Below are 27,000 nucleotides of genomic sequence, written 5' to 3'. Positions count from 1 at the left end.
CATGGAATTGCGAGACATGCTACAGATCCTGGCCAAGCAGGACGGCTCAGACCTCTATCTGTCGACCGGCGCGCCCCCCTGTGCCAAGTTCAACGGCGGCCTGCGCCCCTTGAGCGAGACGCCGCTCGAGCCCGGCGAGGTGGCCAGCATAGCCGACGCCATCATGGACGGCGAGCAGAAGCAGCAGTTTGAGAAGGAGCTGGAGATGAACCTCGCCATCTCCCTGCCCCAGATAGGGCGCTTTCGGATCAACATCTTCAAGCAGCGCAACGAAGTCTCCCTGGTGGCGCGCAACATCAAGACCGAGATCCCTCGCTTCGAGGACTTGAAACTGCCCACCGTGCTGCTCGACACCATCATGGAGAAACGGGGGCTGGTGCTGTTCGTCGGCGGCACCGGTTCGGGCAAATCCACCTCGCTCGCAGCCCTTATCGACCATCGCAACCGCAACAGCGGCGGCCACATCATCACCATCGAGGATCCGGTGGAGTTCGTGCACCGCCACCGCAAGAGCATCATCAACCAGCGAGAGGTGGGGGTGGATACCCGCAGCTTCCACGCCGCCCTGAAAAACACCCTGCGCCAGGCGCCGGACGTGATCCTTATCGGCGAAATTCGCGATCGCGAAACCATGGAGCATGCGCTGGCCTTCTCGGAGACCGGCCACCTGGCCATCTCCACCCTGCACGCCAACAACGCCAACCAAGCGCTGGACCGCATCATCAACTTCTTCCCGGAAGAGCGCCGGCCCCAGCTGCTCAACGATCTTGGCAACAACCTCAAGGCGTTTGTCTCCCAGCGGCTGGTGAAAACCACTGATGGCGGCCGCCGGGCTGCGGTGGAGATCATGCTGGGCACCCACACCATCCGCGACATGGTCAAGCGCGGCGAGTTTGGCGGCCTCAAGGAGGTGATGGAGAAGTCCAAGGCCCTCGGCATGGTCACCTTCGACAGTGCCCTGTTCGATCTGGTGGTGGAAGGGGTGATCGACGAGGAGGAGGCAGTGAAGAACGCCGATTCGGCCAACAACCTGCGCCTCAAGATCAAGCTATGGAAGGAGAAGGGCCAGATCGCCAGCAGCAGCGATGCCACCGGCTGGAGCCTGGAGCCCACCAAGGACGAAAAGGACGATCTGTTCTGACCTCGCCCGCCCCTGACGGCACCTGTAAACACCCGCTTCGGCGGGTGTTTACACAAGAAACGCCCGCATCTGACCACCCTTCAACGCCACCGCCCTCCCCGCCTGCCCAGCGCCGCCGTGACATCTGGTGAACTATCGCGCCATCTGCGACAGATTTTGTCATCAAAAATGACAAAACCATCACTTGACCGAAAAACCATGCGAGAAGTGTGAGTGAAAGCTCTTTCATACCGGCTTCAAAGGAGGCACTATCAAAGAGTTCTATCAATAAAGGGGTATTAAATGTCGTTACAACCTGCCAATACAGCACAGTCAAGACAGTTGCTGAACGAGACCATGGCCTTGGTTCTCGCAGGAGGGCGGGGCAGTCGCCTCAAACAGTTGACGGACAACAGGGCGAAACCGGCAGTACACTTCGGCGGCAAGTTCCGCATCATCGACTTCGTACTCTCCAACTGCATCAACTCCGGCATTCGCCGGGTCGGAGTGGTGACCCAGTACAAATCCCACAGCCTGCTGCGCCACCTGCAGTCTGGCTGGTCCTTTTTGCGCTACCAGATGAACGAGTTCATCGACCTGCTGCCCGCCCAGCAACGGGTGGACGAGGTCACCTGGTATCGCGGCACCGCCGATGCGGTCTACCAGAACCTGGACATCATTCGCGATCACGGCCCCAAGTATGTGGTGGTGCTGGCGGGGGATCACATCTACAAGATGGATTACGCCGCCATGCTGCTCGATCACGTCAACATGGGGGCCAGGGTGACGGTGGCCTGTATCGAGGTGCCGCGCCAGGAGGCGAGCGCCTTCGGGGTAATGGCGGTGGACGGGGATCGCAAGATCAACGCCTTCGTCGAGAAGCCCGCCAACCCACCCGCCATGCCGGGCAAGCCCGACACCGCGCTGGCCTCCATGGGGATCTACATCTTCGAGGCGGACTACCTCTACCAGCTGCTGGAAGAGGATCTCGCCAACCCGGCCTCCCACCACGATTTCGGCATGGACGTGATCCCGCGGGTGGTGCAAGAGGGCACCGCCTACGCCCACCCGTTCGGCATGTCCTGCGTCGGCTGCTGCCCGCAAAAGCGCCCCTACTGGCGCGACGTGGGCACGGTGGATTCGTTCTGGGAGGCCAACATGGATCTCGCCTCCGTCACCCCCGAGCTCGACATCTATGATCAGGACTGGCCCATCTGGACCAGCCAGAACATGACCCCGCCCGCCAAGTTCGTGCAGGACAGAAACGGCCAGCACGGCATGACCATCAACTCCATGTTTGCCGGCGGCACCATCGTCAGCGGCTCCTTCATCGTGAGCTCGGTGCTGTTTACCAACGTGCGGGTCGACTCCTTCTGCACCCTGGATCAGGCGGTGATCTTCCCCGGAGTCGAGATAGGCCCGGGCTGCCGGCTGCGCCGGGTGGTGATCGACAAGGGCTGCAAGCTACCGGAAGGACTGGTGGTGGGGGAAAACGCCAGCGAGGATGCCCGTCGCTTCTACCGCTCCGAACAGGGGATAGTGCTGGTCACCCAGGAGATGCTGGCCAGGCTGTGATGCCGCCGCGCCGGCAAGCGGGAGCCCTGTCGGCTCCCTTTTTACATTTGCTTACCGCTCGCGCCTTGTCCGGCCGCCCCCGGTGCGTGCTACTCTGCCCTCGGCCCTTGCCTTCGTCTCACCATGGAATCGCATATGAAAAAACTGGATGTTGCCCGCCTTGCCAGCCTCGCCGACGAGGCCGCCCACTCCCCGCGCCTGCGCATGAACCACAACCTGCATCAGGAGCTGGCCGACCCCATCCAGCGCCTGGCCATCGCCATGGAGCCGGGCACCTATATCCGCCCCCATCGCCACCTGCAGACCTGGGAGCTGCTCACCGCGCTGCAAGGGCGCTTCGTGGTACTCAATTTCGATGATGAAGGGACTGTCATTGCTCGCGCCGTGCTGGGGGAAGAGACCTCGGTGCTGGAGACCCCCGTCGCCAGCTGGCATGCGGTGCTATCTCTGGATCCCGGCGCCGTCATCTTCGAGGTCAAGCACGGCCCCTACGCCCCCTTTCGGGAAGAGGACTTCGCCCCCTGGTCACCGGCGGTGGACGACATCCAGGGCCAGCAGGCGCTGATGGCCTGGTATCGCCACGCCGAGCTGGGCCAGCGCTGGCCGGGGCGCTGATCTGCCCCCCTTCTACACCAACCCAGCGAACAGGGCGAACACGCGCCAATAAAAAGACCCGCCAGCGGCGGGTCTTTTTTTATATTCGAATGCGGGCTATCGGGCGTGAGCTCAACCCTTTTGTACCAGACCAATCTGACCCGGCTCGCACCACTCGAACATCACCTCCTGGCTCTTACCGCAGCAGGAGCCGCCGCACACCTGGGTCTCCCGCTTGGCGACCCGCCCCTTGCGCATCCAGACGCCGAGCATGGCCTCCACCGCATCTTCCGAGGTGTGGAAGTGGCGGGCCAGCTCGCGCCGGCTCGCTTTCTGCTGCGCGGCGAGGTACTCCCCCAGCTCGCGCAGGATCATAGGGCCACCACCTTGCGGGCGACGATGTCGCCGTGGCGACGGCCCAGCCACCAGAGCAGCAGCAGGGAGAGACCGTAGCTCGCCACCCAGAACAGGCTCTGCTCGGGGTGAGCGGCGAAGGTGGCCAGCTGATAGAAGACGGTGGCACACATGAAGGCCATGTAGTTGCACCAGGCGGCGGTCAGCAGGGCCCACTGGCGGCCGGTCTCCCGCACCAGGGCGCCCATGGCGGCGGCGCAGGGCATGTAGAGCAGCACGAACAACAGGTAGGCGAAGGCACCGGCCGCCCCGTCAAAGTGGCTCTGCATGTTGCCGTAGGTGGAGACGTCCACCTCCTGCGCCTCGGCGGCGGCCTGCTGGTCATCCAGGTTGCCCACCGCCAGCCCCATGGGGTCGGTCGGGTCGATGTCGGCCAGGTTGGTGGCGACTGCGGCGATCGCCTCCTGGAAGCTGGTCGCCAGGGAGAACTCGCTCGCCTCCTCCTCCCCGTCGCCGCTGCCGGCGTATAGGCTGTTGAGGGTGCCGACCACCGCCTCTTTGGCGAAGATGCCGGTGACGATGCCGACCGTGGCCTGCCAGTTGTCGTCGCGCACGCCGATGGGGTGCAGCACCGGGGTCACCGCCTGGCTGATTTTGCTCAGCACCGAGCTCTCCTGATCCTGGTGGCCGAAGCTGCCATCGGTACCGAGCGAGTTGAGCACGCTCAGCACGGCGACCACCAGTACGATGGTTTTACCGGCGCCAAACACGAAGGATTTGAGCTTCTGCCAGGTCTTGATGCCGACGTTGACCGGGCGCGGCCACTCGTAGTCCGGCATCTCCATCAGCATGGAGTCGCTCTTGCCCGGCAGCAGGGTGCTGCGCAGCAACAGGCCGGTGAGCACCGCCACCAGGATGCCGATGAGGTAGAGACCGAACACCAGGTTCTGACCCGACTCGGGGAAGAAGGCCACCGCGAACAGGGCGTAGACCGGCAGGCGGGCACCGCACGACATGAAGGGGGCCATGGCCGAGGTCATCAGCCGCTCACGCTCGGAGTTGAGGGTGCGGGTCGCCATCACCGAGGGCACGGTGCAGCCAAAGCCCATCAGCATGGGCACAAACGCCTTGCCCGGCAGGCCGAGGCGACGCATCAGGGCATCCACCACAAAGGCCGCGCGGGCCAGGTAGCCGGAGCTCTCCAGCACCGCCAGGAACAGGTAGAGGCAGCCGATCACCGGGATAAAGGTGGCGACGGTCTGCAAGCCCACCCCGAAGCCGTCCGCCAGGATGGCCCCCAGCCAGTCCGGCGCATGGACCAGTCCCAGCAGGTGGTGGACGCCATCGACAAACAGGGCGCCGCCCATGATGTCGAAGAAGTCGATGAAGGCGCTGCCCACCTTGATGGCGAACATGAACATCAGGTACATCACCAGCAGGAAGAAGGGGATGCCGAACCAGCGGTTGAGCAGCACCCGATCGAGCCGCTCGCTCTGGGCTGCGGTGAGCTTGCCCTTCTGCTGGCACGCCTGGGCGGCCCACTGGTGGATGTGGCCGTAGCGGATGTCCGCCAGCTGCAGGTCCACATCCTGCCCGTGGTGAGCGCGGGCCACCACGTTGGCGGCGGCGGCCTGCTGGCCGGGCAGCAGGGTCTCCTGCATCACCGCATCCTCTTCCAGCAGACGCAGGGCTCGGCCGCGGGCGGTGAGGTGGTGGGGGGCGAGCAGGGTCTCAAGCTCCGCCAGATCTTTTTCCAGCTCGCTGCCGTAGTCCAGCAACAGCGCCGGCTGCGGCTGACCGATGAACTGCTGGATCTGGTTCTTGAAGGCGGCGACCTGCTGGCGGTTGTGGGCCGAGAGGGCCACCACCGGGCAGCCGAGGGTGTTGGCGAGCTTGCTCTCGTCGATGGTGATGCGCCGCTTTTGCAGGATGTCCATCTTGTTGAGCACCACCACCATGGGCAACCCCAGCTCGCGCAGTTGCAGCGTGAGGTAGAGGGAGCGCTCCAGGTTGGCGGCGTCGATGACGTTGAGCAGCAGATCCGGCTGCTGGCCCTCCACGAAACGACTGGCGATCTGCTCGTCCAGGCTCCCCTCCTGGTTGGCCAGGCTGTAGATGCCGGGCAGGTCCATCAGTTTGTAGTCGTGGCCCTGGGCACTGAATTCGCCCATCTTCTTGTCGACGGTGACGCCGCTCCAGTTGCCCACCTGCTGGCGGGCCCCGGTCAGGGCATTGAACAGGGAGGTCTTGCCGCTATTGGGATTGCCGACGGTTACCAGGGAGTAGTTCATACCGGTTCGACCTCGATTTGCTGGGCAAGGCTTTTCTGCATGGAGAGGCAGATCCCCTGACACTGGATCTGCAGCGGATCCCCGAGCGGGGCCGCGCGCAAGTAGATGACTTCAGTCTGGGGCAGCAAGCCCATCACCATCAGCTTGCGCCGCAGGGGACGGGTCAATTGATTCATGTTCTTGATGCGAGCACTCTGTCCCGGTGACAACTGCGCGAGTACCATGACTGACTCCTGAAGTTAAACAATAATAATTCTCTTTTACTTGGGGCATTATAATCCGTGTTTTCAACGCTTATTTGAGTAAAATCAAACTCCGCTTAGCTAACCCACAAATAACTGCCATGAGTCACGACAACAACAGCCGTCTGGTTTACAGCACGGACGGCGGCATCATCAAAGAACAGCACCAGCCACAATCTGCCTCCCCCTTCCCCACCGACGGGGTGGTGCGCATCCGCCGAGAAACCAAGGGGCGCAAGGGCGCCGGGGTCATCACCATCCACGGCGTGCCGGCCGACCAGCAAAAGAGCATCGCCACCCTGCTCAAGAAAAAGTGCGGCACCGGCGGCGGCCTCAAAGAGGGGGTGATCGAGATCCAGGGGGACAAACGGGATCTGATCAAGGCCGAGCTCGAGAAGGCCGGTTTCAGCGTCAAGCTGGTGGGCGGCTGATCCCGACGCCGCCCGGCTTGCGTCACTTTCGCTTTTTCCCTAGAATGCCCGCTCCCATCGAGGGGGAGTAGTCTCGCCAGCCGGTCCCAAACCGGTTCGCGACCCTGATCAACATACTTGGTGCCAACTCACCATGGTCAGGGTGATCCACGCCAGCCGCGGATTTGACAAGACCTTTGACGGGCCAGTGCCAATACCGGGGACGGATGGCGCAGGCTTGTCTCAGGTATAACAATTCCGTCCCCCGGTCATTTTTATGGAAGCCTTGTTAACCTCAACCCTCAGCGTGGCCATCGCCGAAATCGGCGACAAGACCCAGCTGCTGGCGCTGTTGCTCATCTGTCGTTTTCGCAAGCCCTGGCCCATCATCGCCGGCATGCTGGCGGCCACCCTGCTCAACCACGCCGGCGCCGCCTGGCTTGGCGAGTTCATCAGCCGCTGGCTCGACCCCAAGGTGATGACCTACCTGGTGGCCGGTGCCTTCATCGCCATGGCCGCCTGGATCCTGGTGCCGGACAAGATGGACGACGAGGAGAGCCCGCTCGACAAATACGGCCCCTTCATGGCCACCTTCGTGCTGTTCTTCATCGCCGAAATTGGCGACAAGACCCAGATCGCCACCGTGCTGCTGGCAGCCAAGTACGACTCCCTGACCCAGGTCATCACCGGCACCACCCTTGGCATGATGCTGGCCAACGTGCCGGTGGTGCTGCTCGGCAAGCTGGGGGCCGATCGCCTGCCCCTCAAGGGGATCCGCATCGCCTGCGCCATCCTGTTCGTGGGCCTCGGGGTGAGCACCCTGCTGTTCGCCTGACCCGGCCGGATCAGAAGGTGGCGAGGCAAGGGTGAGCACTTGCCTACGCCGCTCCCGCGCCCATGTCGTCTCTTTGCAAGCAAGCCCCGTCCTCTGGCGGGGCTTTTTGCTGCCCGCGAGCCAGGCCGGCTTGCCCACAGACGGGGGCTGCCAACCGGCGCCATGGCCGTGGCATAATGCGGCAAACCTGATGGAGCATCCCATGCACTTCACCTCAAGACAGACGCTGCTCGACTGGGTCAGGCGCGGGCGTCTCGACCGGGCCCAGTTGCCCGCCGCCCTCACCCTGTGCGAGCTGCCCCCCGGCCCTGCCCGCTGGCAGTGGCTGTTCGATCGGCTGCTGCTCTGGCTTGGCAGCCTGTGTCTCGGCGCCGGCCTGGTGTTCTTCGTCGCCTTCAACTGGCAGGAGCTGGGCCGCCTCTCGCGCCTCGCGCTGCTGGAGCTGCCACTGCTCGCCATGCTGCTGTTGCTGTGGCGCAAGCCCCTCGCCGACAGCCAGCGCCAGGCGCTGCTGCTCGCCATCGCCCTCAACATCGGCGCTCTGCTGGCGCTGGTGGGGCAGACCTACCAGACCGGCGCCGATCCCTGGCAACTGTTCGCCACCTGGGCGCTGATGCTGCTGCCGCTGGCGGCGCTCGGCCAGAGCCCGCTGCTGTGGACCTTGAGCTGGCTGCTCGGTCAACTGGCGCTGGTGCTCTACTGGCGGCTCGGCCTGTTCAACTTCTTCTTCGCCTTCGACGAGGAGGCCCTTGGCTGGAGCCTGACCCTGTTCAACGCCGCCCTCTGGGGCATACTGCTGCTGGTGCCCGCCCGCTACCGGCTGATGCCCTCCTGGCTGGCGGGGCTGGCCGCCGGGCTCGGCGTCACCCTGCTGACCCTGCTGGCGCTGTTCGATGCCGCCTCCCCCTGGGTCTGGCCGGCCTGGCTCGGCTGGCTGGCGGCCGCCTACCTGCGCTGGCACCACAGGTTCATCGCCGGGCTCGCCATGGGCTGCCTGAGCCTCATCGTGGTGCTGCTGACCGCGCTCGGCAAATGGATGGAGCCGGACGTGGACGGCTTCCTGCTGCTCTGCCTCATCGCCATCGGCCTGTCGGTGGCTGCCAGCCGCTGGCTGCAACAACAACGGAGGTCCCATGAGTGATCTGACCCCCTGGCAGCGACTGCAACGGGCCCGGCTGGTGGAAGGGGATGCCCCCCGTGACGACCAGCCCCACTGGTCGAGCCGCTTTCTGCTCGGCATGGTGGGCTGGATTGCCGCCCTGTTCCTGCTGTTCTTCCTGTTCATGTCGTTTTCCCAGCTCACCCGGGATGCCGACAGCGCCCTGCTGATGGGCGCCGTGCTGATGGCCATCGCCTTTTGCCTCAACCGCTTCGCCACCCGCAGCGATCTGTGGGATCAGTTCGTACTGGCGCTGGCGCTGGCCGGCGACGCCTGGCTGCTCTATGGCCTGCTCGATCGGCTGGATCTGCACTCGGCCCCGCTCTGGCTCGGCCTCGCCCTGCTGTCGCTGGCCATCGCCGCCCTGTTCGAGCACTGGCTGATCCGGCTGTTCCATAGCTTCGCCGCCGCCATCCTGCTCACCCTTGGCCTCGCCTGCCTCGGTCTGCAACTGCTGGCCCTGCCGCTGGTGATGACGGCGGTTGCCCTCTGCTGGCTGCAGGCAGAGCGCGATCCGGTGCGCCATCAGCTCTATGAATCCCTCACCCTGGGGCTGGCACTCTCCCTGCTGGTGCTGGGGCGCCTGCACCACCCGCTGTGGGAGGGCGGCGCCAGCATGCTCGACGAGCTCGGCCACTCCCGCCTGCCGCTCTGGCTCAACCCGCTGCTCTGCGCCGCCCTGCTGCTGGGGCTGATGATCAGGCTGAAACTGCCGCTGCTGTACGGACTGCCGCTGGTGCTGCTCAGCGCCCTCATTCCCGGCATGGGGGCCGGCGCCCTGGTGCTGGTGCTCGGCTTCTATGCCGGCAGCGTCGGCCTGATGACCCTGGCCGGCCTGCTGCTGGTCGGCTTTGGCTCCCTCTATTACTACGATCTGGGGCTGACCCTGATGACCAAATCCTGGCTGCTGCTGGGCTCGGGCGCCCTGCTGCTCGGCGCCCGCCAGCTGCTCAAACGGCTGAGCCCACGGAGCCCCTGATGAGACGACTCGCCCTGCTGCTGACCGGCCTCGCCATCCTGGCGGTCATCAATGTCACCGTCTGGCGCTACGAGCACGCCATGAGCAGTGGCGAGGTGGTGCTGCTGCGCCTCGCCCCGGTCGACCCGCGCTCCCTGATGCAGGGGGATTACATGCGCCTCAACTACGAACTCGCCCGCCAGCTCGGCAACCGGCGCCACGACGAGGCCCCCGCCGATACCCTGGTGATCCGCCTCGACGACCGGCAGATCGCCAGCTGGGTGGAAGGGGGCAAGCCGGAGCAGCTGGCCCGGGATGAACGGCGGCTGCAGGTGCGCCAAAGCGATGGCCAGTGGCGCATCGGCCCCGATGCCTACTTCTTCGAGGAGGGCACCGGTGAGCAGTACGAGGCGGCGTGCTACGGCGAATTTCGCCTGCAAGAGAGCGGCAAGGCCCTGCTGGTGGGGCTGCGCGATGAGCAGCTAAAACCGCTGGGCAACCCCAGAGCACGCTGGTAACTGCTGGCAATATCAGGCTTTTTTGCCCACACTTGGGCAAGATGATCGCCCGCGCTACGCCAAGGATTGCCCATGAGGAGAGGTTTTTTCGGTTGTCTGCTGCTGTTGTCATGCCTTGGCACGGCGCAGGCCGAGCTCGGCAAGCTGGAGTACCTGACCGAGGAGTATCCCCCCTACAACTTCACCGATGCTACCGGCCAGCCCGGTGGCCTCGCGGTGGAGCTGCTGCAGCGCATCTGGCAAAACACCCAGACGCCCCCCCAGCCCATCCGCATCCTGCCCTGGGCGCGGGGTTACTACCTGCTCACCCAGAAACCCAACGTGGTGCTCTTCTCCACCGCCCGCACCGACACCCGCGATCCCCTGTTCAAGTGGGCCTGCCCCATCGGCCACGCCGAGTACGTGTTGCTGGCCTACAAGCGCCGCCCCATTACCCTCAGCGCCGTCGAGCAGATCAACGACTACCGCATCAGCGCCGTGCGCTCCGATGCCTCCGAGCAGTTGCTGCTCAACCGCGGCATGGACGAGAACCGCATCATCCCCGCCAACCGGCTGAGCCAGGGGCTGAAGATGCTGGTGTCGGGCCGCGCCGATCTGCTGGCTACCGGCAAGCTGGCGGGCTACGACGCCATCAAGGAGCTGCAGCTCGATGCCAAAGAGTTCACTGTGGCCTTCGTACTGGATGCCGAGGAGCTCTGCTACGCCTTCAGCCGCCAGGTGGATGACGGGGTGATCAAGCAGTTTCAGCGCGCCCTCAACCAGGCGCTCGCCTCGCCGGACTATCAGGCCCTGCGGCGCCAATACATGCCGTGAGCCGTGCCACGGCTGGCGATTTGGCCGGCTTTGATAACACTTGAGAGTGACGCAACACCCCACCAGGATGGCCAAAATGAAAAAATGGACCGGATTCGCCGCACTCGTGTTTGCCACCCTGGCCCAGGCCAGTCCCGAGCTTGGCAAGCTGCACTACCTCAGCGAAGAGTACAAACCCTACAACTTCTCCAACGAGGCGGGCGCCCCCACCGGGCTCGCCGTCGAGCTGCTGCAACAGGTGTGGAAGAAGACCAACACCCCGCCGCAGACCGTCACCATCATGCCCTGGGCGCGGGGCTACTACCTGCTGACCCAAAAACCCAACGTGGTGCTCTTCTCCACCGCCCGCACCGAGGCGCGGGATCCCCTGTTCAAGTGGGCCTGCCCCATCGGCTACGCCGAGATCGTGCTGATGGGGCTGGCCAAGAACCCGGTCAAGATAGCTAGGCTGGAAGATGCCCAGCAGTACAACATAGGGGCGGTGCGGGCCGACGTGGGGGAGCAGCTGCTGCTCAACAACGGCTTCGACGAGCAAAAGATCCTGCCGGCCAACCGCCTGCCCCAGGCGCTCAAGATGCTCACCTCGGGCCGGGTCGATCTCATCTCCACCAACAAGACTACCATGCTGGATCTGATCGCCTCCCAGCAGCTGGATCCCGCCCAGTTCAAGGTGTTCTGGATGTTGAGCTCGGAACAGTTCTGCTTCGCTTTCAGCCACCCGGTGAGCGACGAGCTGGTCAAGGAGTTCCAGAGCGGCCTGACCCAGGTGCTGGCCAGCAGCGAGTTCCAGCAGATCCAGAGCAAGTACTTCCCCGCCCGCTGAGGGGCGGCATGAAGAAGGGGCCCAGCGGGGCCCCTTTTGTTTGCCTGTCTCACCTGCCCGTCAGCTCGGCCGGCGACGCTGGCGCTTGACCTCGTACATGCAGGCATCAGCCAGCCTCAGCGCCTCGTCCACCGTGCTGAGGGCCGGATCGGTGGCCACCACCCCCACGCTGGCGCCGGCATAATGGAGCGCTCCGGTGGGCAGCTCGAGCGATACCAGGCTCGCCTCGAACAGCCGGCGCTGGAAGCCCTGCACCGCCGCCTCCCGCGTCTCGTCGCCGCACTGCGGCCCCATCCCCACCGCCACGAACTCGTCTCCCCCCACCCGCGCCAGCAGATCGCCGCCGCGCAGCACGCAGGTGAGCGCCGCCGCCACCCGTTGCAGCAGCAGGTCGCCCGCATCGTGGCCGTGGGTGTCGTTGATGGCCTTGAAGCCATCAAGATCGATAAAGCCTATCAACAGCGGATGCTCGACCCGCTCCGCCAGCGAAAAGAGGCGGTTGAGCTCGAGCATCAGTGCCCGCCGATTGGGTAGCCCGGTCAGCGGGTCGCTCAGCGCCTGACGCGACAGCTCGTTGTTGGCCTGCTGCAGCTGCAGCAGCAGCTGTTCGCGCTCCACCTGCTCGGCGATGAGCCGGGCGAAGAAGGCGATCAGGTGATCCGAGCCCGCCAGCAGCGGCTTGTGCTCGGCGCTGGCGGCGCACAGGGTGCCATAGAGGGAGCCGGAGGGGGTGCGCACCGGGCAACTCAGATAGGTGCGAATGCCAAGGGCCCGCGCCGCCTGGGAATCCCCCCAGCAGAGCGCCACATCCTCGGTGTAGAAACGTCCCTCGTCGAGGGCCCGCCGGCAGAGGGTATCGCCCCAGGCCACCGAGGCCCCCTCGGGGATCTGCAGGTCGGCGGCATTGCGGGCATAGCGGATATGTTGGGTGTCGTGACCAAGGTCAATTTCGGTCAGATAGGTGGACTCGAGCCCGGTGACCGTCTCGAGCATCTCCAGCAGCGGGCGGGTCAGGCTCTCCAGATCCCGCGCCCCGGTCACTTGCAGCGACAACGCCTGCAATATTCTGTCCATGCACACCTCCCTGCTTGCATGTCTATTCCTGAAACCATAGCCCCTTCACTCGCCGCCCGCCCCCATCGCGGCGCTATCTCTGCGCTTTTGCCGTCCTTTGTCGCCGAACGACCCTCGATTGTCCAGCAACGTGCTCCGTTTGCAGCCAACGAGAGATAACCCCATCTGAGGGGGTAATCAGCGCCCACTGTCGAAGCAAGCAGCGCCTGTCGTGCGAAGCTTTTGGCTGCGGCGACTTGCCGATGGCGCTCAAGCTGGCGAGCTCGGTATCGTTGATGGCTCCTGTCGCTGACCACCTTTATTCGTGGCGCTCCGCTGCCATTCCCCTCACTTGGCTCGCCACTCGGTTCAGCTCTCGGCCTGCCACTCTCCCCTGTATCTACTCGGCGGTCAGCGCAGCTCGGGGCTCGGGGCTCGGGGCTCGGGGCTCGGGGCTCGGGGCTCGGGGCTCGGGGCTCGGGGCTCGGGGCTCGGGGCTCATCTTCCATCACACCCCGGCCACGGGTCAACCGCCGGTTGCCACTTTGCAGCAAAGGAGAAAAACCATTTAATTCTGATGGTTGCATCACTAATTTCATGGATTTGGATGGCCCCGCCGAGGCGGGTTCCGTAAGATGACCATCGGCCCCTGTTGGCCCCGAATATTTATGGATGGTCAAGGGCGCAAGGTGGCGGCGACAGTCAGGGGCGGCAGCGTCTTTGACGGAGACCAGCCGGTCTCCCGCGCCTGCGGCAAGGTACGAGGGTTGCACCCTCGACGGCTGCTCTCGTCAGCCCCGGGGCTTTGCCCATGCCCCCATGCGGATACGACGCTTGGGGCAATGTGTAAGGTCGAATCGGGTCGAGTAGGGTCGATTAGCGAAGCGTAATCGTCCGCGGTAACCATCCCCTCTCCCCTTGCGGGAGACAAGTAGGGTGCCAATAAGCGAAGCGCATTGCACCGCGGTAACACTCCCCAGCCTATTCGGGGCAAAGATCGGGCGGGTTGTTATCTCACAGCCAACCTCTCGCCCACCCCATGGCGAGATCAGATTGTCGCACCTATGCAACAGGCATCATCGACATAGTTGCATAGGTGAAAAATCATGGTGAGTACAACGGCAACCGGCATATATCCCTATCGGGGAGCAGTTTTATATTGAAGGCCCGATAGTGAATGTCTTGAAATGATAATGACCTTATTTCTCGAACGTCCGATTACGCCTCACGAATCGAACAGAAGGATTTATATTAAAGATGATTATTGAACATCTAATTACGGCAATAACTTCATCTGTATTAATTAGCGGCATCATAAAGGAAGTCCAATGCAATCTGTAACGCTGGCGCATTTCGAACGAGCTATCGACGATATCGTTTCCAATGGAGAAAATGATACATTACCTTTTGAGGTTGATGGTAGCTTCATATCTGATAATAAGGATAATCTCGCCTCCTTATGTTATTCTCTTTTTGAACGGCTAGAAAAGTCAGGAAAGAAAGATGCAATAAACATCATATCTCAAACAATAATATTCCATGAGCGATTACTAACACCAACAGGCCCAAGTGGTTTCAGAATATCAACTAAAATACATCCATTCTGGAATATTTATTTAAATGGTCTAGCAGTAGCCATAGCTGAAGAAAATGAAAAAAATAGACTTTCTAATGCTCACTCATATCGATTTAACCCATATGGAAAAGATTTGTTTATAAAAGAAAAATCATGGCGTTCATATAAGAACGCAACTCTAGTAGACCCATCAATGACTGACACCGCAATTGTTATACAAGCCGATATATCAAGCTTTTATGAACATATTTATCATCATAGAGTTGAGAACTGTATTAATGACCTTTTTAGCTCAACATCAACTGTTGCAGCCCAAATAGATAGAATACTAAATCAATTATCTTCAGGGCGCTCATTTGGTCTTCCTGTAGGTGGTCAATGTTCAAGAGTTTTGGCTGAATTATTGATGACTCATATTGATCAGTTACTCACGAATGCAGGTATTATATGGCATAGATATGTTGACGACTTTACTATAATAGCTAAAGATCAAGCAGATGCATATCGTTCAATATCTGTACTTTCAAATATACTTGCCGACTATGGATTATCTTTAAACAAAACAAAAACAACTTTATTGAACGCACCCCATTACAAAAATTTCATTACTGCACAGCTATTCAGCACAGAAGATAACGCTAGCAAACTAAAAGAAATAGACCTATATTTCGACCCTTATTCTGATAATCCACAAAGGGATTATGAGGAATTACAAGAAACTGTAGAAAAGCTAGAAATACAAGACTTGTTAAATATGGAGCTAGGCAAAAGCCAGCCAGATAATTTTTTAATAACACAAATAAGTCGAACTCTCAAATTACATCAACCTTATGTTGCCTTACAGTTATGCCAAACTTTATTAGCTCCGAACAACATACATTCATTTAGAGCATCATGGGCAACAATAATTAGAGGTGTCAATTCAATAAGAGCCAATAATAATTTCGAGCCAGTCCATGAAACGATAGATGTATTGATTGATCAAGTAATCAAAAATGCAAGCCACCTGTTATTACCAGAAACTAATATTTTACATTTTCTTCGTTTATTAAAAACAAAGAAAAACCCGATTAGAGCTCACTTTGTGTATTCACAGGTTTTCGAAAAAACAAATTCAGAAACATTAAAAAGAGCTTGCATAGACTGTTTGAGATCTTGGCAAGATAGAAGTGCCTTCATACAAATGAGAAATAAATGGAACAGTTTTCATCCTGAGGTACAGAGAATGTTTTGGTTAGCATCATTTTCTTTTGGGGAAGAAGGCGGTCACTTTAGAAAACAAGTTCAAAAATCTCTACAACACTCATGGTCTTTAAATATAGATGTTAAAGAAAAAACTACGTTTCAAAGCATATACATAAAATGGACAGAACATGCGATTTCTAAGGCTTCCGATTAAAGACCCCAGGACAGTAGCAAGGGATATACCTGGCATTTTTGACATTATATTCCCTCAACTAACACCTGGTATTATTGCACATATCAATAATTCGCTTGAAACAATACCAATTATTGAGCGCATACCAGACTCAATTATAAAGAAAACATCTATCACTCCAGCAATGCTTTTTGAAATAGCATATGCAAAAGCTGAGTACATCTTAAATGGTAATGTTGATATAGCATGGGAATCCTGTTTTAAAGTAGCTTTATCAAGGCAATCAAGATATTTCGATGCTATTTTGCCGAACTCACTATCGCCAATAGATATTACTGTTGCAAATAAAACTGCAGAGAACATCATTAATTCCCTTCGTTTCATTCAGAAAAAATTAGGAAATGAACCTATCCGTAATAGCCCTGCAATCCCAGGTTATAGCTGGATTAGTAAAGGTGAAGGCGATTTTTCCATTTCAGACACATTGATTGAACTAAAATGTGGAGCATCAAAATTTTCATCCTCTGACATACGACAAATACTTATTTATTGGTTACTAAGCTATGCCTCGTCATTAGAAAAAAATGAACAGGAATGGTCTTACGGCATCCTTTTAAACCCGAGATTAAACTTATATACAACTTTCAAATTCAATGAATTGGCAAGCCTACTCAGTGGCGGACGGAGCAAAATTGAAATACTGCAAACATTTGATCACATAGTAAAGAGCCATGAATCTAAAACCTTGTTTTATTAAAATAATTAAATATTAAAAAAAACTAAAGCTATAGCGGTCTGTTTGCTGAGAGGAAGGCATTTGGTAGGAAATAATGTTAACATCCTCTCTCACGAGGGGAGAGGAAAAGTGCCAACTCTCCGGCAGGCAAAAAATAAAACCACAGCCTTGAGCTGCGGTTTTTATTTCTATTCCCCAAACACTTTTTCACTCAGGCTAAAAAACTATTTCCCCAACCCCTTGCACTGCTCTCCCCCTGCGGCGGGATAGGCGGTGAGCGTCTCATAGAGGGCGGCGCGCAGGCTGCCGGATTGGCAGAAATCGCAGCTGCCACCAGCGTCGATATCGGTGATGCGGGCGCCTTGCGGCCCATCCAGTACTAGATAGGTGCTGACAAAACGGTAGGTGCCGCTGGGGGCGTCAAGCGGCGTGCCCGGTTCGCCAAAGGTGGAGCGCACCTTGACCTCGCTGCGATCCCGGCTGCCGGCGATGGCGCGCGACGAGAGAATCTCCGAGCCCAGCAGATTATCCCAGGCGTTGGGCAGGAAGGGGTTGCCCTCGACAAAGGGGGGCTTCTCGTCGGGGGCCTCGCGGGTGGCTATTTCGCGCGCCTTGGAGGCGGCATTGAGCAGGCAGAGCAGCTCGGGGGAGACGATAGTGGGCAGCGCGCCACCAAGATCGCTCTGATAGAGGCCGCTCGGTTTGACCTCGCGTTCCCAGACCAGAAACTCGACCACCTTGACGCGAGCTTGGGCCTGCATATCGGGGGCAGTGGCAGCCACAGGCAGCCCGGACGCCAGTATAGGCAGGGCGAGAAACGGCCCCAAGTTCAGCTTCATGACGTCATCTCCTTGTTATTCTTGAAAAACAGAGCCGCCATCGGGCCGGTTTATGCCGTATATTGGCCCTCTCGCTACCACAAAGGAACAGCCTCTTGAGACTCTATCCCGCCCTGTTGCTCTTGCTGGCAACCACTGCCGTTCAGGCCGAGCAGGATTGTACTGCGCCGGTGACACAAACCGACATGAACATCTGTGCGTTTCAGGATTACCAGCAGGCCGATGCCAAGCTCAACGCCGCCTACAGGAAGCTGGTTGCAACGCTTGATAAGGACCAACTTGGCAGGCTGAAAACAGCACAGCGCGCTTGGATCACATTTCGTGATGCACAATGCCGTTACGAGGCAGGTGTCTATGAAGGAGGGACTATCGCGCCCCTCGTACATAGCAGTTGCCTCACCAATCTCACCGAGCTGCGCACCAAAGACCTGAACGCACTGCTGGACCAGCCATAATCAGAGGCTCCAACCAGGTTAGGTATGAACTTGGGGGTCTAGAAACAAACGGTTTAGCGGCACTCCGGCGAGTAATGACATGAGCCCCCCTCACCCTAACCCTCTCCCGCAAGGGGCGAGGGGATCAGACCGAAGGATGCCGAGGCTCCGGCAGGCCACAAACAAAAACCGCAGCCCCAAGGCTGCGGTTTTTTTATTGGGTCAACCTGTTGGCATCAGGCACCAACAGGGCCACCGGCCTTAGGCACGGCGCCAGCTGGTCTTGCCGGCGCTGTCTTCCAGCACGATGCCCATCTCGGTGAGACGGGCTCTAGCGGCATCCGCTGCGGCCCAGTTCTTGTCGGCACGGGCCTGGTTGCGCTCGGCGATCAGGCGCTCGATTTCGGCAACCTCTTCGTCCGCTTCGTCCCCTTTCAGGAAGGCGTCCGGATCCTGTTGCAGGATGCCGAGCACGGCGCCCAGCTCGCGCAGGCGGGCACCGAGACCGGCGGCCACGGCCATGTCTTCACCCTTCTGGCGGTTGATCTCGCGCACCAGATCAAACAGGGCGGAGTAGGCTTCCGGGGTGTTGAAGTCGTCGTCCATGGCCTCCTTGAAGCGGGCCACCTGCTCGTCGCCACCGGCTGCGGCAGCCGCCGGCAGATCGCGCAGGGCGGTGTACATGCGCTCCAGTGCGGCGCGGGCCTGCTTGAGGTTGTCTTCCGAGTAGTTGAGCTGGCTGCGGTAGTGGCCAGACATCAGGAAGTAACGGACGGTTTCGGCGTCGTAGTGGGCCAGCACGTCACGAATGGTAAAGAAGTTGCCAAGGGATTTGGACATCTTCTCTTTATCCACCATCACCATGCCGCTGTGCATCCAGGTGTTGACGTAGTCGCCACCGTGGGCACAGCAGGACTGGGCGATCTCGTTCTCGTGGTGCGGGAACTGCAGATCGGAGCCGCCGCCATGGATGTCAAAGTGGTTGCCAAGGTGCTTGGAGTTCATGGCGGAGCACTCGATGTGCCAGCCAGGACGGCCCGGGCCCCAGGGGCTGTCCCAGGTCGGCTCGCCCGGTTTGGACATCTTCCACAGCACGAAGTCGAGCGGATTGCGCTTGGCATCCACCACGTCGACGCGGGCACCGGCCTGCAGTTGCTCCAGATCCTGGCCGGAGAGCTTGCCGTAGTCGGCGTAGGAGTCGACGATGAACATCACATCGCCGTTGTCCGCCACGTAGGCGTGTTCTTTATCCAGCAGGGATTGCACCAGCTCGATGATCTCGCCGATGTGCTGGGTGGCGCGCGGCTCGACGTCCGGGCGCACCATGCCGAGGGCATCGAAGTCGGCGTGCATGTCGCCGATCAGGCGCTCGGTCAGATCGTCACAGGTGACGCCGGTTTCGGCGGCGCGCTTGATGATCTTGTCGTCCACGTCGGTGACGTTGCGCACGTAGTTGAGCTGATAGCCGCTGTAGCGCAGGTAACGGGCCACCACGTCGAAGGCGACGAAGGTGCGGCCGTGGCCGATATGACAGTGATCGTAGATAGTGACGCCACACACATACATGCCCACCTTGCCCGGGTGGATAGGTTTGAATTCTTCTTTTTGACGAGTGAGTGTGTTGTATATCTTCAGCATCTTATGACCACTGCCTGTGAGTAAAATGGCCTGCCATTCTACCCGCATCGCGCGTAGAAAACGAGGCAGAAAACGTGCCGGATCAGGCGCACCATCTATGCCGCAGGGCCCTGATGGGCTAGAATTGCCACCACTTTATGCCATACACCTGCGGGCACCTCGTCGCCCGCATCAAATGAAAGGACATATCATGGTCACTCTGCACACCAATCACGGCGACATCACCCTCACCCTGAACGCTGAAAAAGCCCCGGAAACCGTGGCCAACTTCCTGCAATACTGCCGTGACGGTCACTACGACAACACCATCTTCCACCGCGTCATCGACGGCTTCATGATCCAGGGCGGCGGCTATGCCCCTGGCTTCGAAGAGAAAGACACCCGCGCCCCCATCAAGAACGAAGCGGCCAACGGCCTCTCCAACAAGGTCGGCACCATCGCCATGGCCCGCACCATGGAGCCGCACTCTGCCAGCGCCCAGTTCTTCATCAACGTGAACAACAACGACTTCCTCGACTTCAAATCCGCCACCACCCAGGGCTTCGGCTACTGCGTGTTCGGTGAAGTGACCGCCGGCATGGACGTGGTCAACAAGATCAAGGGCGTCAAGACCGGCAACTATGGCCGCATCCACCAAGACGTGCCGACCGAAGACGTCGTGATCACCAAGGTGACCCTTGCCGAGTGATCTCTGCCTTCTGCGAGATGAACTGACTGCGGCCCCGGCCGCAGTTTTTCCATCTGCGAAGGCCGGCCCCATCGACTGGCGCCGTCTCGACTACCTGGCCCACGGCAACCCGCGCCAACGCTCGGCTCATGCCCTGCTCACGGCCGGTGTGTGGGATGCGCTGGCAGCGCAGTGCCGCGACCTGGCGTTGGTGAGCACGGTCGCCATCGGGCTCGACCGCCCCGGCAGCGATCTCGACATCGTCTGCCAGCATCCGGAGCCGGCCACGTTTGCCGCAGCGCTGACCACCCAAGGCTGGCAGGTTGCGCAAAAGGGCGCTGCCATCTGGCTGGCCGAGCAGAGCGTCACCGGCGCCGATGGCCACCCTTGGCCCCTTGAGCTCTACCTCACCCCGGATCCCCTCGAGCACCTCAACGGCTGGCGCCACCTCAGCCTGATGGCCGCCCTGCTTGAGCAGTTTGGCGCGGCTTTTTATCACCAAGTGCTGCGCCTGCGCCTCGAGGAAGGGCTCAAAGGGGAGGCGGCCATGTGCCACTTGCTGAGCCTTGCCGGCGACCCGTATGCCGCGCTGCTCACCCTGGAGGGCGGCGAGCTTGCCCCACTGGCGTGGCAGCCGAAGGCGACGGGCCCCCTTTCTACCTCCACTTCCAGCCACCTCAACAGGGCCCAGCGCACTTTCTCATGAGCACCCTCTTTATCAGCGACATTCACCTGTGTGCCCAACGGCCCGACATGACCGCCGCCCTGGTGCGCTTTCTGGCGCACGACGCCCCCGGCGCCGATGCCCTCTATGTGTTGGGCGATCTGTTTGAATTCTGGATTGGCGACGACGATCCCAATCCCCTCCACGGCGAGGTGGCCGACGCCTTTGCGGCCCTGAGCCAGCAGGGGGGGCCCCTCTACTTCATTCACGGCAACCGCGACTTCTTGCTGGGCCAGGCCTTTGCCAAGCGCGCCGGCATGACATTGCTGGGGGACCCGTGCGTCATCGAGCTCTACGGCGAGCGGGTGTTGCTGAGCCACGGCGATCTGCTCTGCACCCTGGATGAGGGCTACCAGAAGTTTCGCCGCATCACCCAGCTCAAATGGCTGCGCTGGCTCTTTTTGCGGCTGCCGCTCGCGCGCCGCCAGGCCATCGCCCACAAGATGCGCGGCCAGAGCCAGATGGAAAATGCCCACAAGAGCCAGACCATCATGGACGTGACCCCGGCGGCGGTGGACGAGATGCTGCGCCAGCACGACTGCCGGATGATGATCCACGGCCACACCCACAGACCCGCCATCCACGACTTCCAACTCGACGGCGCGCCTGCCCGGCGCATCGTGCTGGGGGACTGGTTCGAGCAGGGCTCGGTGCTGATCTGCCGCCCCGGCGAGCAGCGCCTCGAGCAACGCGCGCTGCTCTGATCCAGCCGGTTGGCTGGCGACACTAAAAAAGGCGGGAAGAACCCGCCTTTTGTTTGCCTGCAATTTGCCTGCGCAGTGGCTACACACCAGCTACATCACCGTCATCTGCCCCGCGTAGAGGATGAAGTAGCGCAGCAGCAATATCCCCACCAGGCTCAGGCTGCAGATAAGTGCCAGCCGGGCCGGTTGATGGGCCTTGGCCGGACTGCCCACCAGCCCCAGCAGCTGGGGCAGCAGGATCCCCAGCCCGATGACCCCGAACCAGAACACCTGGGACCAGAAACCGCCGCCGATGGCCGCCCACATGGCCGCTTCCCGCTGGCCGCCACCAAAGTAGAGGCCGGTGAAGAAGCAGAGCAGCAGGAACAGCTCGATGGCGACGATGGGCCGCTCGAAGCGATGCACGAAGCTCACCCCGCGGCTGTGGCCATCCTCCCGAAACAGGGTGACCGCCAGCAAGATGGTGGAGGCCACCCCCGAGCTGATGCCGGAGACCAGAAACAGCGCCGGCAGGATCGGGTTGTTGAGCATGGGGTAGGTCTTGAGGGCGGAGAGCAAAAAGCCGGTGTAGGCCCCGAGCAGCACGGCAAGCAGCAACAGCAGCGGCGCCAGCAGCCGCTCAAGGCGAGCGAGCCAGCCGATCACCCCATCCACCAAGGCGAGTCTGCCGCTCAGCAGACGTCGGCGCAGGGCCTCGATCTCGGCCCGAAACACCACCGCCAGCCAGGCGAACAGCACCGCCATGTAGACCTGAAACAGCATGACCCCCATCGACATCACGGAGTCAAACTGGTAGTGGAACATCAGCTTCCAGAAGGTCCAGGGACGGGCCAGGTGGAAGATGAGGATAAGCAGCCCCAGGATCACCGAGACCGGCGCCAGAATGGCGGTCGCCTTGATGATGCCGCTCTCGCTGCCAGCTCCCTGGCGGCGCAGCAGCACCGAGAGGGTGGCCGAGCCTGCCGAGATACCGAGCAGGAACAGGTAGATGGCGATGGGGCCATCCCACACCAGGGAGTCGAAGTGAAACGCATCATGCCACATGGTGCTTCCCTCCCGTCAGCCGGTCTGCGTCATACAGATGAGATGGGATCATGACTTCACCTCCCCTTTCGGCACCCGGTACATCTTGGGCGAGGTCCCCAGGAACTGCTTGTAGCGATAGGTGGTCTCCTGCACCAGCCGTCTGGCGATGGGGCTGTTTGGATCGTCCAGATTGCCGAACACCAGCGCCTTGGTCGGGCAGACTTCCACACAGGCCGGTTGCTTGCCCGCCGCCAGATTGGTCTTGCGGCAGAAGTCGCACTTGTCGGCAACCCGGGTGACCGGGTTGATGAAGCGCACCTGATAGGGACAGGCGGCCAGGCAGTAGCGACAGCCGACACAGAGGTCGGGGTTGATGTCGACGATCCCATCCTCCGCCCGGATGTGAGAGGCGCCGGTCGGGCAGACGTGTACGCAGGGGGCGTTGTCGCAGTGCTGGCAGGATTTGCGAAAGAAGCGGTACTCCTGCGCCGGATACTCCCCCACCGGGCCGCTGCGCAGGATCTGCAGGCGGGCCCCCCCTGCCGGCACCTGGTTCACCTCGCGACAGGCGTCCATGCAGGCGGTGCAGCCGATACAGGCCGTCTCGTCGTGGATCATGCCGTAGCGCACGCCCTTGATGGTCATGCTGTTGGCCAGGGCGCGCGGGGCCCCCGTCAGCAGGATCAGGGCGCCGGCGCTCATGCCCACCATGAAGTCGCGGCGGGTCGTGCTCATGAGCCCTCCTTGACGGCGGCGCCGAGGCTGGCCTCATGCTGCTTGCGGTGGCAGTCGACGCACAGCTTGATGCGCGACTTCTCGGGGATCCCCACCATGGGCTCCTTGGCCGGGTGCAGCTGGTGACAGCTGGTGCAGCTGATCCGGGTGGCGTGCACGTCGTGGGCCCAGAGGGCCTTGCGCAAATCGTCCGGCTCATGGCAGCTCATGCAGACGCCGTTCTGCTGGCTCAGCGGGAAGGCGTCGTCGCCAAAGCGCATCACATCGACGATGCCGCCGCGCTGTTTACGGTGATTGGCCGACGCATTGCCGTGGCAGTTGGTGCAGGTTACCTGCTCCCCCGTATTGGGGTTGGTGACCTGGCCATGCTTGCCGTGCATCCCCTCAGCCCCATCGTGGCACTTCTCGCACTTGGCAAAACGGGCCGCGGCCTTTTTGGCGGCCGCCTTCTTCTTTTCCGCCTTGGCCTGCTTTTCGGCCAAGGTGGGTTGCTCTGTCTGCTCGGCACTGGATGTGGTACTCGGCGCAGCTGGCGTGGCATCGGCTGCCTGCGCGCTGGCCAACGCCAGCTGACCCGCCCCCAGGGCGAGGGAGGCGAGCAGCAGCCACTTGATGATCTTTTTCATAGGAAACTCCGAAACGGTGGCACCCGGGGTGCTATCTGCCCGCCGCGCAACAAAAAGGAGCCGATGAGAGCTCCTTTGACGGTCATGAACACGAGACCACACCCCGCCAGAAGCGGGGTGGCTGCGTCAACGGGAGGGGCAGCGACGTTACTGCTGGCTTGCGTAGTACTCGGCCAGCGCCTTGAGGTCGGCATCACTCATGGCGATGATGGCCTTGTTCATCTTCTCGTCGTTGCTGCGCTTGCCGGCCTTGAACTCCTGCAGGGAGGTCAGCAGATAACCCTTGGGCTGGCCGGCGAGGATGGAGGCCTCGTCTTCGGCCACCGAGCCCCCTTCGGAGTGGCACTTCTTGCAGCCGGAGTCGTCGTGCAGTTTCTGCCCCGCCTTGGCCAGCGCCGCATCGAACGGCTGCTTCATCGGCTGGTAGGGCAGCTCGGCATAGTGCGCCGCCAACTCGTCGATCTGCTCGTCGCTAAGGCCCTTAACAATGTCGGTCATGTTCCCCTTCTTGCTGGTATCACCGGTGACATGATTAACGGTCTTGGCTGGCCGGCCGTCGAGGTAGGTGCGCAACTGCTCGGCAAGATTTGATTCTGCCAATCCTGCGATGGTTGGAATATCGCTCTGGGTGCTGATCCCCTGATTTCCATGACATGAGTTACATGTATCCACTAATGAGTCCAGGCTGGCATGTGCAGTGCCAATAGAGCCCAAAAGCAGCGACAGTCCCACTATTTCCAGCTTCATACTGCGTTTCATTTCTCATCCCTCTTCCAGAAAAGGTCTATAAACCCCAGTTAAAAAAGACATTTTTATAATCCAGGTTGATTTTCGATCCGTTTTTGAGACTTAGATCAACGCCCTCTAATATATAAACCTTACAATTAAGATGGAAATGATTTATACCGTATTCAGTCCTCTTTTGACCCTTAAGTAGTATCTTTTTGGGAGTTTTTTGAGCTGGCTCATATATGGAACAATAAGTCCGATAAAAAAGGATAAAAGAATGAAATACTGGAAAGTATTGGTGGCTGCAGCAATGGTGTTCACCCTCTCCTCCTGCGGGGGCGGCGGTGATGGCAACGACAAGACGGACCCACCACCCCCTCCGCCGGGCACCCCGGATTCGCTGGTGATCTCGGCCTCCACCCCGCAACTTGGCGAGAGCGGTCAGCTCTCGGTGCAGTTCAAGGTCACCGACAAGCAAGGCAAGGGCTATGACCTGGGTACCACCCTCCCCTCATTCACCCTGGCCAAGGTGATCCCCGGCCGTGACGCCACGCGGGAAGACCCCGTGATCTGGAAGAGCTTCATCTACAGCACCCGCAACAACCGCCCCACCGGCGAGAACAGCGGCAAGCTCGAAGCCCTAGGCAATGGCCAGTACCGCTACACCTTTTCCTTCAATGCCACCACGGTGCGCGACCCTTATCCGAGCGATTCGCAGGACAACAACGGTTTGATCCGCTGGGATGAGGCAGCGACTCACCGCCTCGGCATCTACTTTGGCGGCAGCAACGACATTCCAGTCACCGACTACGTGCTGGACTGGGTGCCGGCCGGCACGCCGCCGCTGCTGACCCGCGACATCCTAGAGCAGCAGAGCTGCGACAGCTGCCACATGAAGCAGCCTATTCACCACAGCAACCGGGCCGACCCCAAGCTCTGCGTTACCTGCCACAACGAGAGCGTGCCCGGCAGCGGACGGGGCGATCTGACCACCCTGGTGCACAAGCTGCACGGCAACCTGGATGCCACCGCCACCAAGCTGGTGAGCCACTTCCCGCAGGATCCGCGCAACTGCGACACCTGCCACAAGGGCGTCACCCCGACCACCCCGGATGCCAACAACTGGCAGCACGCCCAGGAGAAACCCTGCGGCGCCTGCCACGCGGACTCCACCACCACGACCGGCTACATCAGCCACATCAACGGCAAGATCAGCAGCGGCACCCTCTGTACCCAGTGCCACGCCGAGACGCCCGGCAACACCAAGTCCCCCAGCAGCGTGCACATGGGCTACCTCGCCAACGAGGCTGCCGGTCGCGACAAGCTGGTGTTCAAGTTTGACGACGTGCGCTACGCCGCCCCCAACATCGAGGTCGAGCTGACCGTGACCGCCAACGGCACGCCGGTCGAGACCATGGACGGGGTGCTCAAGTACATCAAGTACGGCGATCTGGCCAAGGCCCCCTACATCCTGGTCAACTGGGATCAGGGCAGCGGCTTCGAGCTGGGCTACACCAACCCGCAGACCTTCGTTGCCGGCAACAAGATTGACTTCACCCAGTGCGAAAGCCAGGGCGGCGGCAGCTTCCTGTGCCGCAAAGAGGTGGGTAACGAGGTGACCGGCACCCTGGCGGCCACGGTCGCCGAGCTGCAGGTGTGCGTGGCCCGCAAGGCGGATCGCAACGGTGCCTTCGCCGCCGGGGATCTGCTCCCCTGCAGCAGCACCGCCAGCGCCCTCTCCTACGTGCCCATCAATCCGGTCAAGGCCTACTTCCGGGCCGAAGGCGGGGTCGACGGCAGCTATGTGCTCAAGGCGGGCGCGGATCTGGCCTCCTGCAACGGCTGTCACAAGGATCTGGCCGTCCACACCGAGGGCAACGCGGGCTCGGCCCACGCCTCCAAGGACTTTGCCCAGTGCACCAGCTGTCACAACGCCACCCGCACCTCCTTTTACGCAGGGGTACCGGGGGATCTGAAGTACCACGTGCACTCCTTCCACGCCTTCGGCTCCCATCGCAGCGGTGATGCCACCTTCCCGGGCAAGCTGAACAACTGCGAGTCCTGCCACACCAAGGGTCAGTACAACCTGCCCAACCAGCAGAACGAACGACCCTCGCTGGTGGCGACCACGGCGGACAACAAGCAGCCCAAGTTCTTCAGTCCGACCCTGGTGGTCTGCGCCAGCTGCCACCTCAAGTCCCCGCTGGGACTGGTCAAGCCGGACAGCCCGGTCGCCGGGGATGAGTGGGCCACCCACATGAAGAACAACGGCGCCATCTTTGGTGCAGAGACGATAGAGGCCGCCACCGGGGTTGAACAGTGCGCGTCCTGCCATGCCGTCGGGCAGGAGCAGGGCGTCGACAAGGTTCACAAGGTGTATGACTTCCGTTGAGACCACCAGGCCGGGGGGATGCCTCCCCCCGGCCCTTTGCCGTTGAAGGAC

Annotated in this window: 27 protein-coding genes; 17 read left to right on the top strand and 10 right to left on the bottom strand. The window is 60.7% G+C overall.

What is annotated here, in order from left to right; translation table 11 throughout:
• Position 1 precedes the first annotated feature (1 nt).
• The 3 genes from tapW (at position 2) to ACB031_RS08635 (ending at position 3,310) form a co-directional block, all read left to right on the top strand.
• Entirely contained in the window at positions 2 to 1,141 is a 1,140-nt protein-coding gene (tapW, locus tag ACB031_RS08645) for a type IVa pilus ATPase TapW (protein ID WP_017766703.1), read from the top strand.
• Between the two features lie 282 nt (positions 1,142 to 1,423).
• Complete coding sequence (gene glgC / locus ACB031_RS08640) at positions 1,424 to 2,695, top strand: glucose-1-phosphate adenylyltransferase (RefSeq protein ID WP_252600990.1); 1,272 nt, start codon at positions 1,424 to 1,426, stop codon at positions 2,693 to 2,695.
• Positions 2,696 to 2,830: 135 nt separating this feature from the next.
• Complete coding sequence (locus ACB031_RS08635; protein WP_371139386.1) at positions 2,831 to 3,310, top strand: WbuC family cupin fold metalloprotein; 480 nt, start codon at positions 2,831 to 2,833, stop codon at positions 3,308 to 3,310.
• A gap of 111 nt (positions 3,311 to 3,421) precedes the next feature.
• Here the strand turns inward: ACB031_RS08635 and ACB031_RS08630 are convergent, their stop codons facing one another.
• Genes ACB031_RS08630 through ACB031_RS08620 form a run of 3 tightly spaced genes read right to left on the bottom strand, consistent with a single transcriptional unit; the run spans position 3,422 to position 6,158 of the window.
• Positions 3,422 to 3,664, bottom strand: coding sequence for a FeoC-like transcriptional regulator (locus ACB031_RS08630; RefSeq protein WP_005302637.1), 243 nt, complete (start codon positions 3,662 to 3,664; stop codon positions 3,422 to 3,424).
• Positions 3,661 to 5,934, bottom strand: a complete 2,274-nt coding sequence (gene feoB, locus ACB031_RS08625; RefSeq protein WP_371139385.1) for a Fe(2+) transporter permease subunit FeoB — start codon at positions 5,932 to 5,934, stop codon at positions 3,661 to 3,663. The genes ACB031_RS08630 and feoB overlap by 4 nt, the downstream gene beginning before the upstream one ends.
• A complete protein-coding gene (locus ACB031_RS08620) occupies positions 5,931 to 6,158 on the bottom strand; it encodes a FeoA family protein (RefSeq protein WP_005302641.1) in 228 nt (75 codons plus the stop codon). Before ACB031_RS08620 ends, feoB begins: the two co-directional genes overlap by 4 nt.
• A 119-nt stretch (positions 6,159 to 6,277) precedes the next feature.
• Here ACB031_RS08620 and ACB031_RS08615 point away from each other — a divergent pair, with 119 nt between their 5' ends.
• From ACB031_RS08615 to ACB031_RS08585, 7 genes are all read left to right on the top strand, one after another.
• Positions 6,278 to 6,607: a stress response translation initiation inhibitor YciH gene (locus tag ACB031_RS08615; RefSeq protein WP_279974034.1), complete on the top strand. Its 330-nt coding sequence runs from the start codon at positions 6,278 to 6,280 to the stop codon at positions 6,605 to 6,607.
• Between the two features lie 256 nt (positions 6,608 to 6,863).
• On the top strand, positions 6,864 to 7,421 hold the full coding sequence (locus tag ACB031_RS08610) for a TMEM165/GDT1 family protein (protein ID WP_010633534.1): 558 nt from the start codon (positions 6,864 to 6,866) through the stop codon (positions 7,419 to 7,421).
• A gap of 202 nt (positions 7,422 to 7,623) precedes the next feature.
• The gene (locus tag ACB031_RS08605) at positions 7,624 to 8,562 is read left to right on the top strand and encodes a DUF2157 domain-containing protein (protein ID WP_216973071.1); all 939 of its coding nucleotides are present in this window, start codon (positions 7,624 to 7,626) and stop codon (positions 8,560 to 8,562) included.
• Positions 8,555 to 9,559 (top strand): DUF4401 domain-containing protein, encoded by a 1,005-nt coding sequence (locus tag ACB031_RS08600; RefSeq protein WP_371139384.1) that lies wholly within the window; start codon positions 8,555 to 8,557, stop codon positions 9,557 to 9,559. Before ACB031_RS08605 ends, ACB031_RS08600 begins: the two co-directional genes overlap by 8 nt.
• Positions 9,559 to 10,056: a GDYXXLXY domain-containing protein gene (locus tag ACB031_RS08595; protein WP_336291876.1), complete on the top strand. Its 498-nt coding sequence runs from the start codon at positions 9,559 to 9,561 to the stop codon at positions 10,054 to 10,056. The genes ACB031_RS08600 and ACB031_RS08595 overlap by 1 nt, the downstream gene beginning before the upstream one ends.
• 72 nt (positions 10,057 to 10,128) lie before the next feature.
• On the top strand, positions 10,129 to 10,869 hold the full coding sequence (locus ACB031_RS08590; protein WP_208201297.1) for an ABC transporter substrate-binding protein: 741 nt from the start codon (positions 10,129 to 10,131) through the stop codon (positions 10,867 to 10,869).
• A gap of 76 nt (positions 10,870 to 10,945) precedes the next feature.
• Entirely contained in the window at positions 10,946 to 11,692 is a 747-nt protein-coding gene (locus ACB031_RS08585) for an ABC transporter substrate-binding protein (protein WP_005302657.1), read from the top strand.
• Positions 11,693 to 11,752: 60 nt separating this feature from the next.
• Here ACB031_RS08585 and ACB031_RS08580 read toward each other — a convergent pair whose 3' ends face one another.
• A complete protein-coding gene (locus ACB031_RS08580; protein ID WP_371139383.1) occupies positions 11,753 to 12,766 on the bottom strand; it encodes a diguanylate cyclase in 1,014 nt (337 codons plus the stop codon).
• Between the two features lie 1,307 nt (positions 12,767 to 14,073).
• Here ACB031_RS08580 and ACB031_RS08575 point away from each other — a divergent pair.
• Both ACB031_RS08575 and ACB031_RS08570 read left to right on the top strand, forming a co-directional pair.
• Positions 14,074 to 15,720, top strand: a complete 1,647-nt coding sequence (locus tag ACB031_RS08575) for an RNA-directed DNA polymerase (RefSeq protein WP_371139382.1) — start codon at positions 14,074 to 14,076, stop codon at positions 15,718 to 15,720.
• Positions 15,695 to 16,456 carry a hypothetical protein gene (locus tag ACB031_RS08570; RefSeq protein WP_371139381.1) on the top strand — a complete coding sequence of 254 codons (762 nt, stop codon included), beginning with the start codon at positions 15,695 to 15,697 and terminating at the stop codon, positions 16,454 to 16,456. Before ACB031_RS08575 ends, ACB031_RS08570 begins: the two co-directional genes overlap by 26 nt.
• A 203-nt stretch (positions 16,457 to 16,659) precedes the next feature.
• Here ACB031_RS08570 and ACB031_RS08565 read toward each other — a convergent pair whose 3' ends face one another.
• Positions 16,660 to 17,274: a hypothetical protein gene (locus tag ACB031_RS08565; protein WP_371139380.1), complete on the bottom strand. Its 615-nt coding sequence runs from the start codon at positions 17,272 to 17,274 to the stop codon at positions 16,660 to 16,662.
• A 95-nt stretch (positions 17,275 to 17,369) separates the two neighbouring features.
• On the opposite strand from ACB031_RS08565, the gene ACB031_RS08560 reads away from it, so the two are divergent.
• Positions 17,370 to 17,729, top strand: a complete 360-nt coding sequence (locus ACB031_RS08560) for a lysozyme inhibitor LprI family protein (RefSeq protein WP_042067809.1) — start codon at positions 17,370 to 17,372, stop codon at positions 17,727 to 17,729.
• Between the two features lie 240 nt (positions 17,730 to 17,969).
• On the opposite strand, the gene cysS is transcribed toward ACB031_RS08560, so the two are convergent.
• A complete protein-coding gene (cysS, locus tag ACB031_RS08555; RefSeq protein WP_371139379.1) occupies positions 17,970 to 19,346 on the bottom strand; it encodes a cysteine--tRNA ligase in 1,377 nt (458 codons plus the stop codon).
• A gap of 190 nt (positions 19,347 to 19,536) precedes the next feature.
• Between cysS and ACB031_RS08550 the strand changes: the two genes are divergently transcribed.
• From ACB031_RS08550 to lpxH, 3 genes are read left to right on the top strand one after another with little or no spacing between them, the layout of a single operon-like run.
• On the top strand, positions 19,537 to 20,034 hold the full coding sequence (locus ACB031_RS08550; RefSeq protein ID WP_005302674.1) for a peptidylprolyl isomerase: 498 nt from the start codon (positions 19,537 to 19,539) through the stop codon (positions 20,032 to 20,034).
• On the top strand, positions 20,024 to 20,719 hold the full coding sequence (locus tag ACB031_RS08545) for a DUF4269 domain-containing protein (protein ID WP_021466366.1): 696 nt from the start codon (positions 20,024 to 20,026) through the stop codon (positions 20,717 to 20,719). Before ACB031_RS08550 ends, ACB031_RS08545 begins: the two co-directional genes overlap by 11 nt.
• Entirely contained in the window at positions 20,716 to 21,441 is a 726-nt protein-coding gene (gene lpxH, locus ACB031_RS08540) for a UDP-2,3-diacylglucosamine diphosphatase (protein ID WP_371139378.1), read from the top strand. The genes ACB031_RS08545 and lpxH overlap by 4 nt, the downstream gene beginning before the upstream one ends.
• A gap of 90 nt (positions 21,442 to 21,531) precedes the next feature.
• Here lpxH and nrfD read toward each other — a convergent pair whose 3' ends face one another.
• The 4 genes from nrfD to ACB031_RS08520 form a co-directional block, all read right to left on the bottom strand.
• On the bottom strand, positions 21,532 to 22,485 hold the full coding sequence (gene nrfD / locus ACB031_RS08535) for a cytochrome c nitrite reductase subunit NrfD (RefSeq protein WP_024942405.1): 954 nt from the start codon (positions 22,483 to 22,485) through the stop codon (positions 21,532 to 21,534).
• Between the two features lie 48 nt (positions 22,486 to 22,533).
• Entirely contained in the window at positions 22,534 to 23,202 is a 669-nt protein-coding gene (locus ACB031_RS08530; RefSeq protein ID WP_139726046.1) for a 4Fe-4S dicluster domain-containing protein, read from the bottom strand.
• Complete coding sequence (gene nrfB / locus ACB031_RS08525; protein ID WP_139726047.1) at positions 23,199 to 23,828, bottom strand: cytochrome c nitrite reductase pentaheme subunit; 630 nt, start codon at positions 23,826 to 23,828, stop codon at positions 23,199 to 23,201. Before nrfB ends, ACB031_RS08530 begins: the two co-directional genes overlap by 4 nt.
• A 147-nt stretch (positions 23,829 to 23,975) precedes the next feature.
• Positions 23,976 to 24,575, bottom strand: coding sequence for a c-type cytochrome (locus ACB031_RS08520; RefSeq protein WP_240041800.1), 600 nt, complete (start codon positions 24,573 to 24,575; stop codon positions 23,976 to 23,978).
• 259 nt (positions 24,576 to 24,834) lie between these two features.
• On the opposite strand from ACB031_RS08520, the gene ACB031_RS08515 reads away from it, so the two are divergent.
• Complete coding sequence (locus tag ACB031_RS08515; RefSeq protein ID WP_371139377.1) at positions 24,835 to 26,949, top strand: OmcA/MtrC family decaheme c-type cytochrome; 2,115 nt, start codon at positions 24,835 to 24,837, stop codon at positions 26,947 to 26,949.
• The last annotated feature ends 51 nt before the right edge of the window (positions 26,950 to 27,000 follow it).

The organism is Aeromonas sp. S8(2024) (assembly GCF_041403085.1).
Taxonomy (GTDB): domain Bacteria; phylum Pseudomonadota; class Gammaproteobacteria; order Enterobacterales; family Aeromonadaceae; genus Aeromonas; species Aeromonas dhakensis.
The sequence above is the reverse complement of the archived record's forward strand: the minus strand, read 5'-3'. Positions and strand labels throughout refer to the sequence as shown.

Bases quoted from the DNA above. Each gene is read 5' to 3' on its own strand.
- ACB031_RS08550 (WP_005302674.1), top strand. From the start codon at position 19,537: ATGGTCACTCTGCACACCAATCACGGCGACATCACCCTCACCCTGAAC.
- cysS (WP_371139379.1), bottom strand. From the start codon at position 19,346: ATGCTGAAGATATACAACACACTCACTCGTCAAAAAGAAGAATTCAAA.
- feoB (WP_371139385.1), bottom strand. From the start codon at position 5,934: ATGAACTACTCCCTGGTAACCGTCGGCAATCCCAATAGCGGCAAGACC.
- ACB031_RS08610 (WP_010633534.1), top strand. From the start codon at position 6,864: ATGGAAGCCTTGTTAACCTCAACCCTCAGCGTGGCCATCGCCGAAATC.
- ACB031_RS08590 (WP_208201297.1), top strand. From the start codon at position 10,129: ATGAGGAGAGGTTTTTTCGGTTGTCTGCTGCTGTTGTCATGCCTTGGC.
- glgC (WP_252600990.1), top strand. From the start codon at position 1,424: ATGTCGTTACAACCTGCCAATACAGCACAGTCAAGACAGTTGCTGAAC.
- ACB031_RS08600 (WP_371139384.1), top strand. From the start codon at position 8,555: ATGAGTGATCTGACCCCCTGGCAGCGACTGCAACGGGCCCGGCTGGTG.
- lpxH (WP_371139378.1), top strand. From the start codon at position 20,716: ATGAGCACCCTCTTTATCAGCGACATTCACCTGTGTGCCCAACGGCCC.
- ACB031_RS08620 (WP_005302641.1), bottom strand. From the start codon at position 6,158: ATGGTACTCGCGCAGTTGTCACCGGGACAGAGTGCTCGCATCAAGAAC.
- nrfD (WP_024942405.1), bottom strand. From the start codon at position 22,485: ATGTGGCATGATGCGTTTCACTTCGACTCCCTGGTGTGGGATGGCCCC.
- ACB031_RS08565 (WP_371139380.1), bottom strand. From the start codon at position 17,274: ATGAAGCTGAACTTGGGGCCGTTTCTCGCCCTGCCTATACTGGCGTCC.
- ACB031_RS08580 (WP_371139383.1), bottom strand. From the start codon at position 12,766: ATGGACAGAATATTGCAGGCGTTGTCGCTGCAAGTGACCGGGGCGCGG.
- ACB031_RS08635 (WP_371139386.1), top strand. From the start codon at position 2,831: ATGAAAAAACTGGATGTTGCCCGCCTTGCCAGCCTCGCCGACGAGGCC.
- ACB031_RS08570 (WP_371139381.1), top strand. From the start codon at position 15,695: ATGCGATTTCTAAGGCTTCCGATTAAAGACCCCAGGACAGTAGCAAGG.
- ACB031_RS08585 (WP_005302657.1), top strand. From the start codon at position 10,946: ATGAAAAAATGGACCGGATTCGCCGCACTCGTGTTTGCCACCCTGGCC.
- ACB031_RS08530 (WP_139726046.1), bottom strand. From the start codon at position 23,202: ATGAGCACGACCCGCCGCGACTTCATGGTGGGCATGAGCGCCGGCGCC.
- ACB031_RS08615 (WP_279974034.1), top strand. From the start codon at position 6,278: ATGAGTCACGACAACAACAGCCGTCTGGTTTACAGCACGGACGGCGGC.
- ACB031_RS08595 (WP_336291876.1), top strand. From the start codon at position 9,559: ATGAGACGACTCGCCCTGCTGCTGACCGGCCTCGCCATCCTGGCGGTC.
- ACB031_RS08520 (WP_240041800.1), bottom strand. From the start codon at position 24,575: ATGAAGCTGGAAATAGTGGGACTGTCGCTGCTTTTGGGCTCTATTGGC.
- nrfB (WP_139726047.1), bottom strand. From the start codon at position 23,828: ATGAAAAAGATCATCAAGTGGCTGCTGCTCGCCTCCCTCGCCCTGGGG.
- tapW (WP_017766703.1), top strand. From the start codon at position 2: ATGGAATTGCGAGACATGCTACAGATCCTGGCCAAGCAGGACGGCTCA.
- ACB031_RS08605 (WP_216973071.1), top strand. From the start codon at position 7,624: ATGCACTTCACCTCAAGACAGACGCTGCTCGACTGGGTCAGGCGCGGG.
- ACB031_RS08575 (WP_371139382.1), top strand. From the start codon at position 14,074: ATGCAATCTGTAACGCTGGCGCATTTCGAACGAGCTATCGACGATATC.
- ACB031_RS08630 (WP_005302637.1), bottom strand. From the start codon at position 3,664: ATGATCCTGCGCGAGCTGGGGGAGTACCTCGCCGCGCAGCAGAAAGCG.
- ACB031_RS08515 (WP_371139377.1), top strand. From the start codon at position 24,835: ATGAAATACTGGAAAGTATTGGTGGCTGCAGCAATGGTGTTCACCCTC.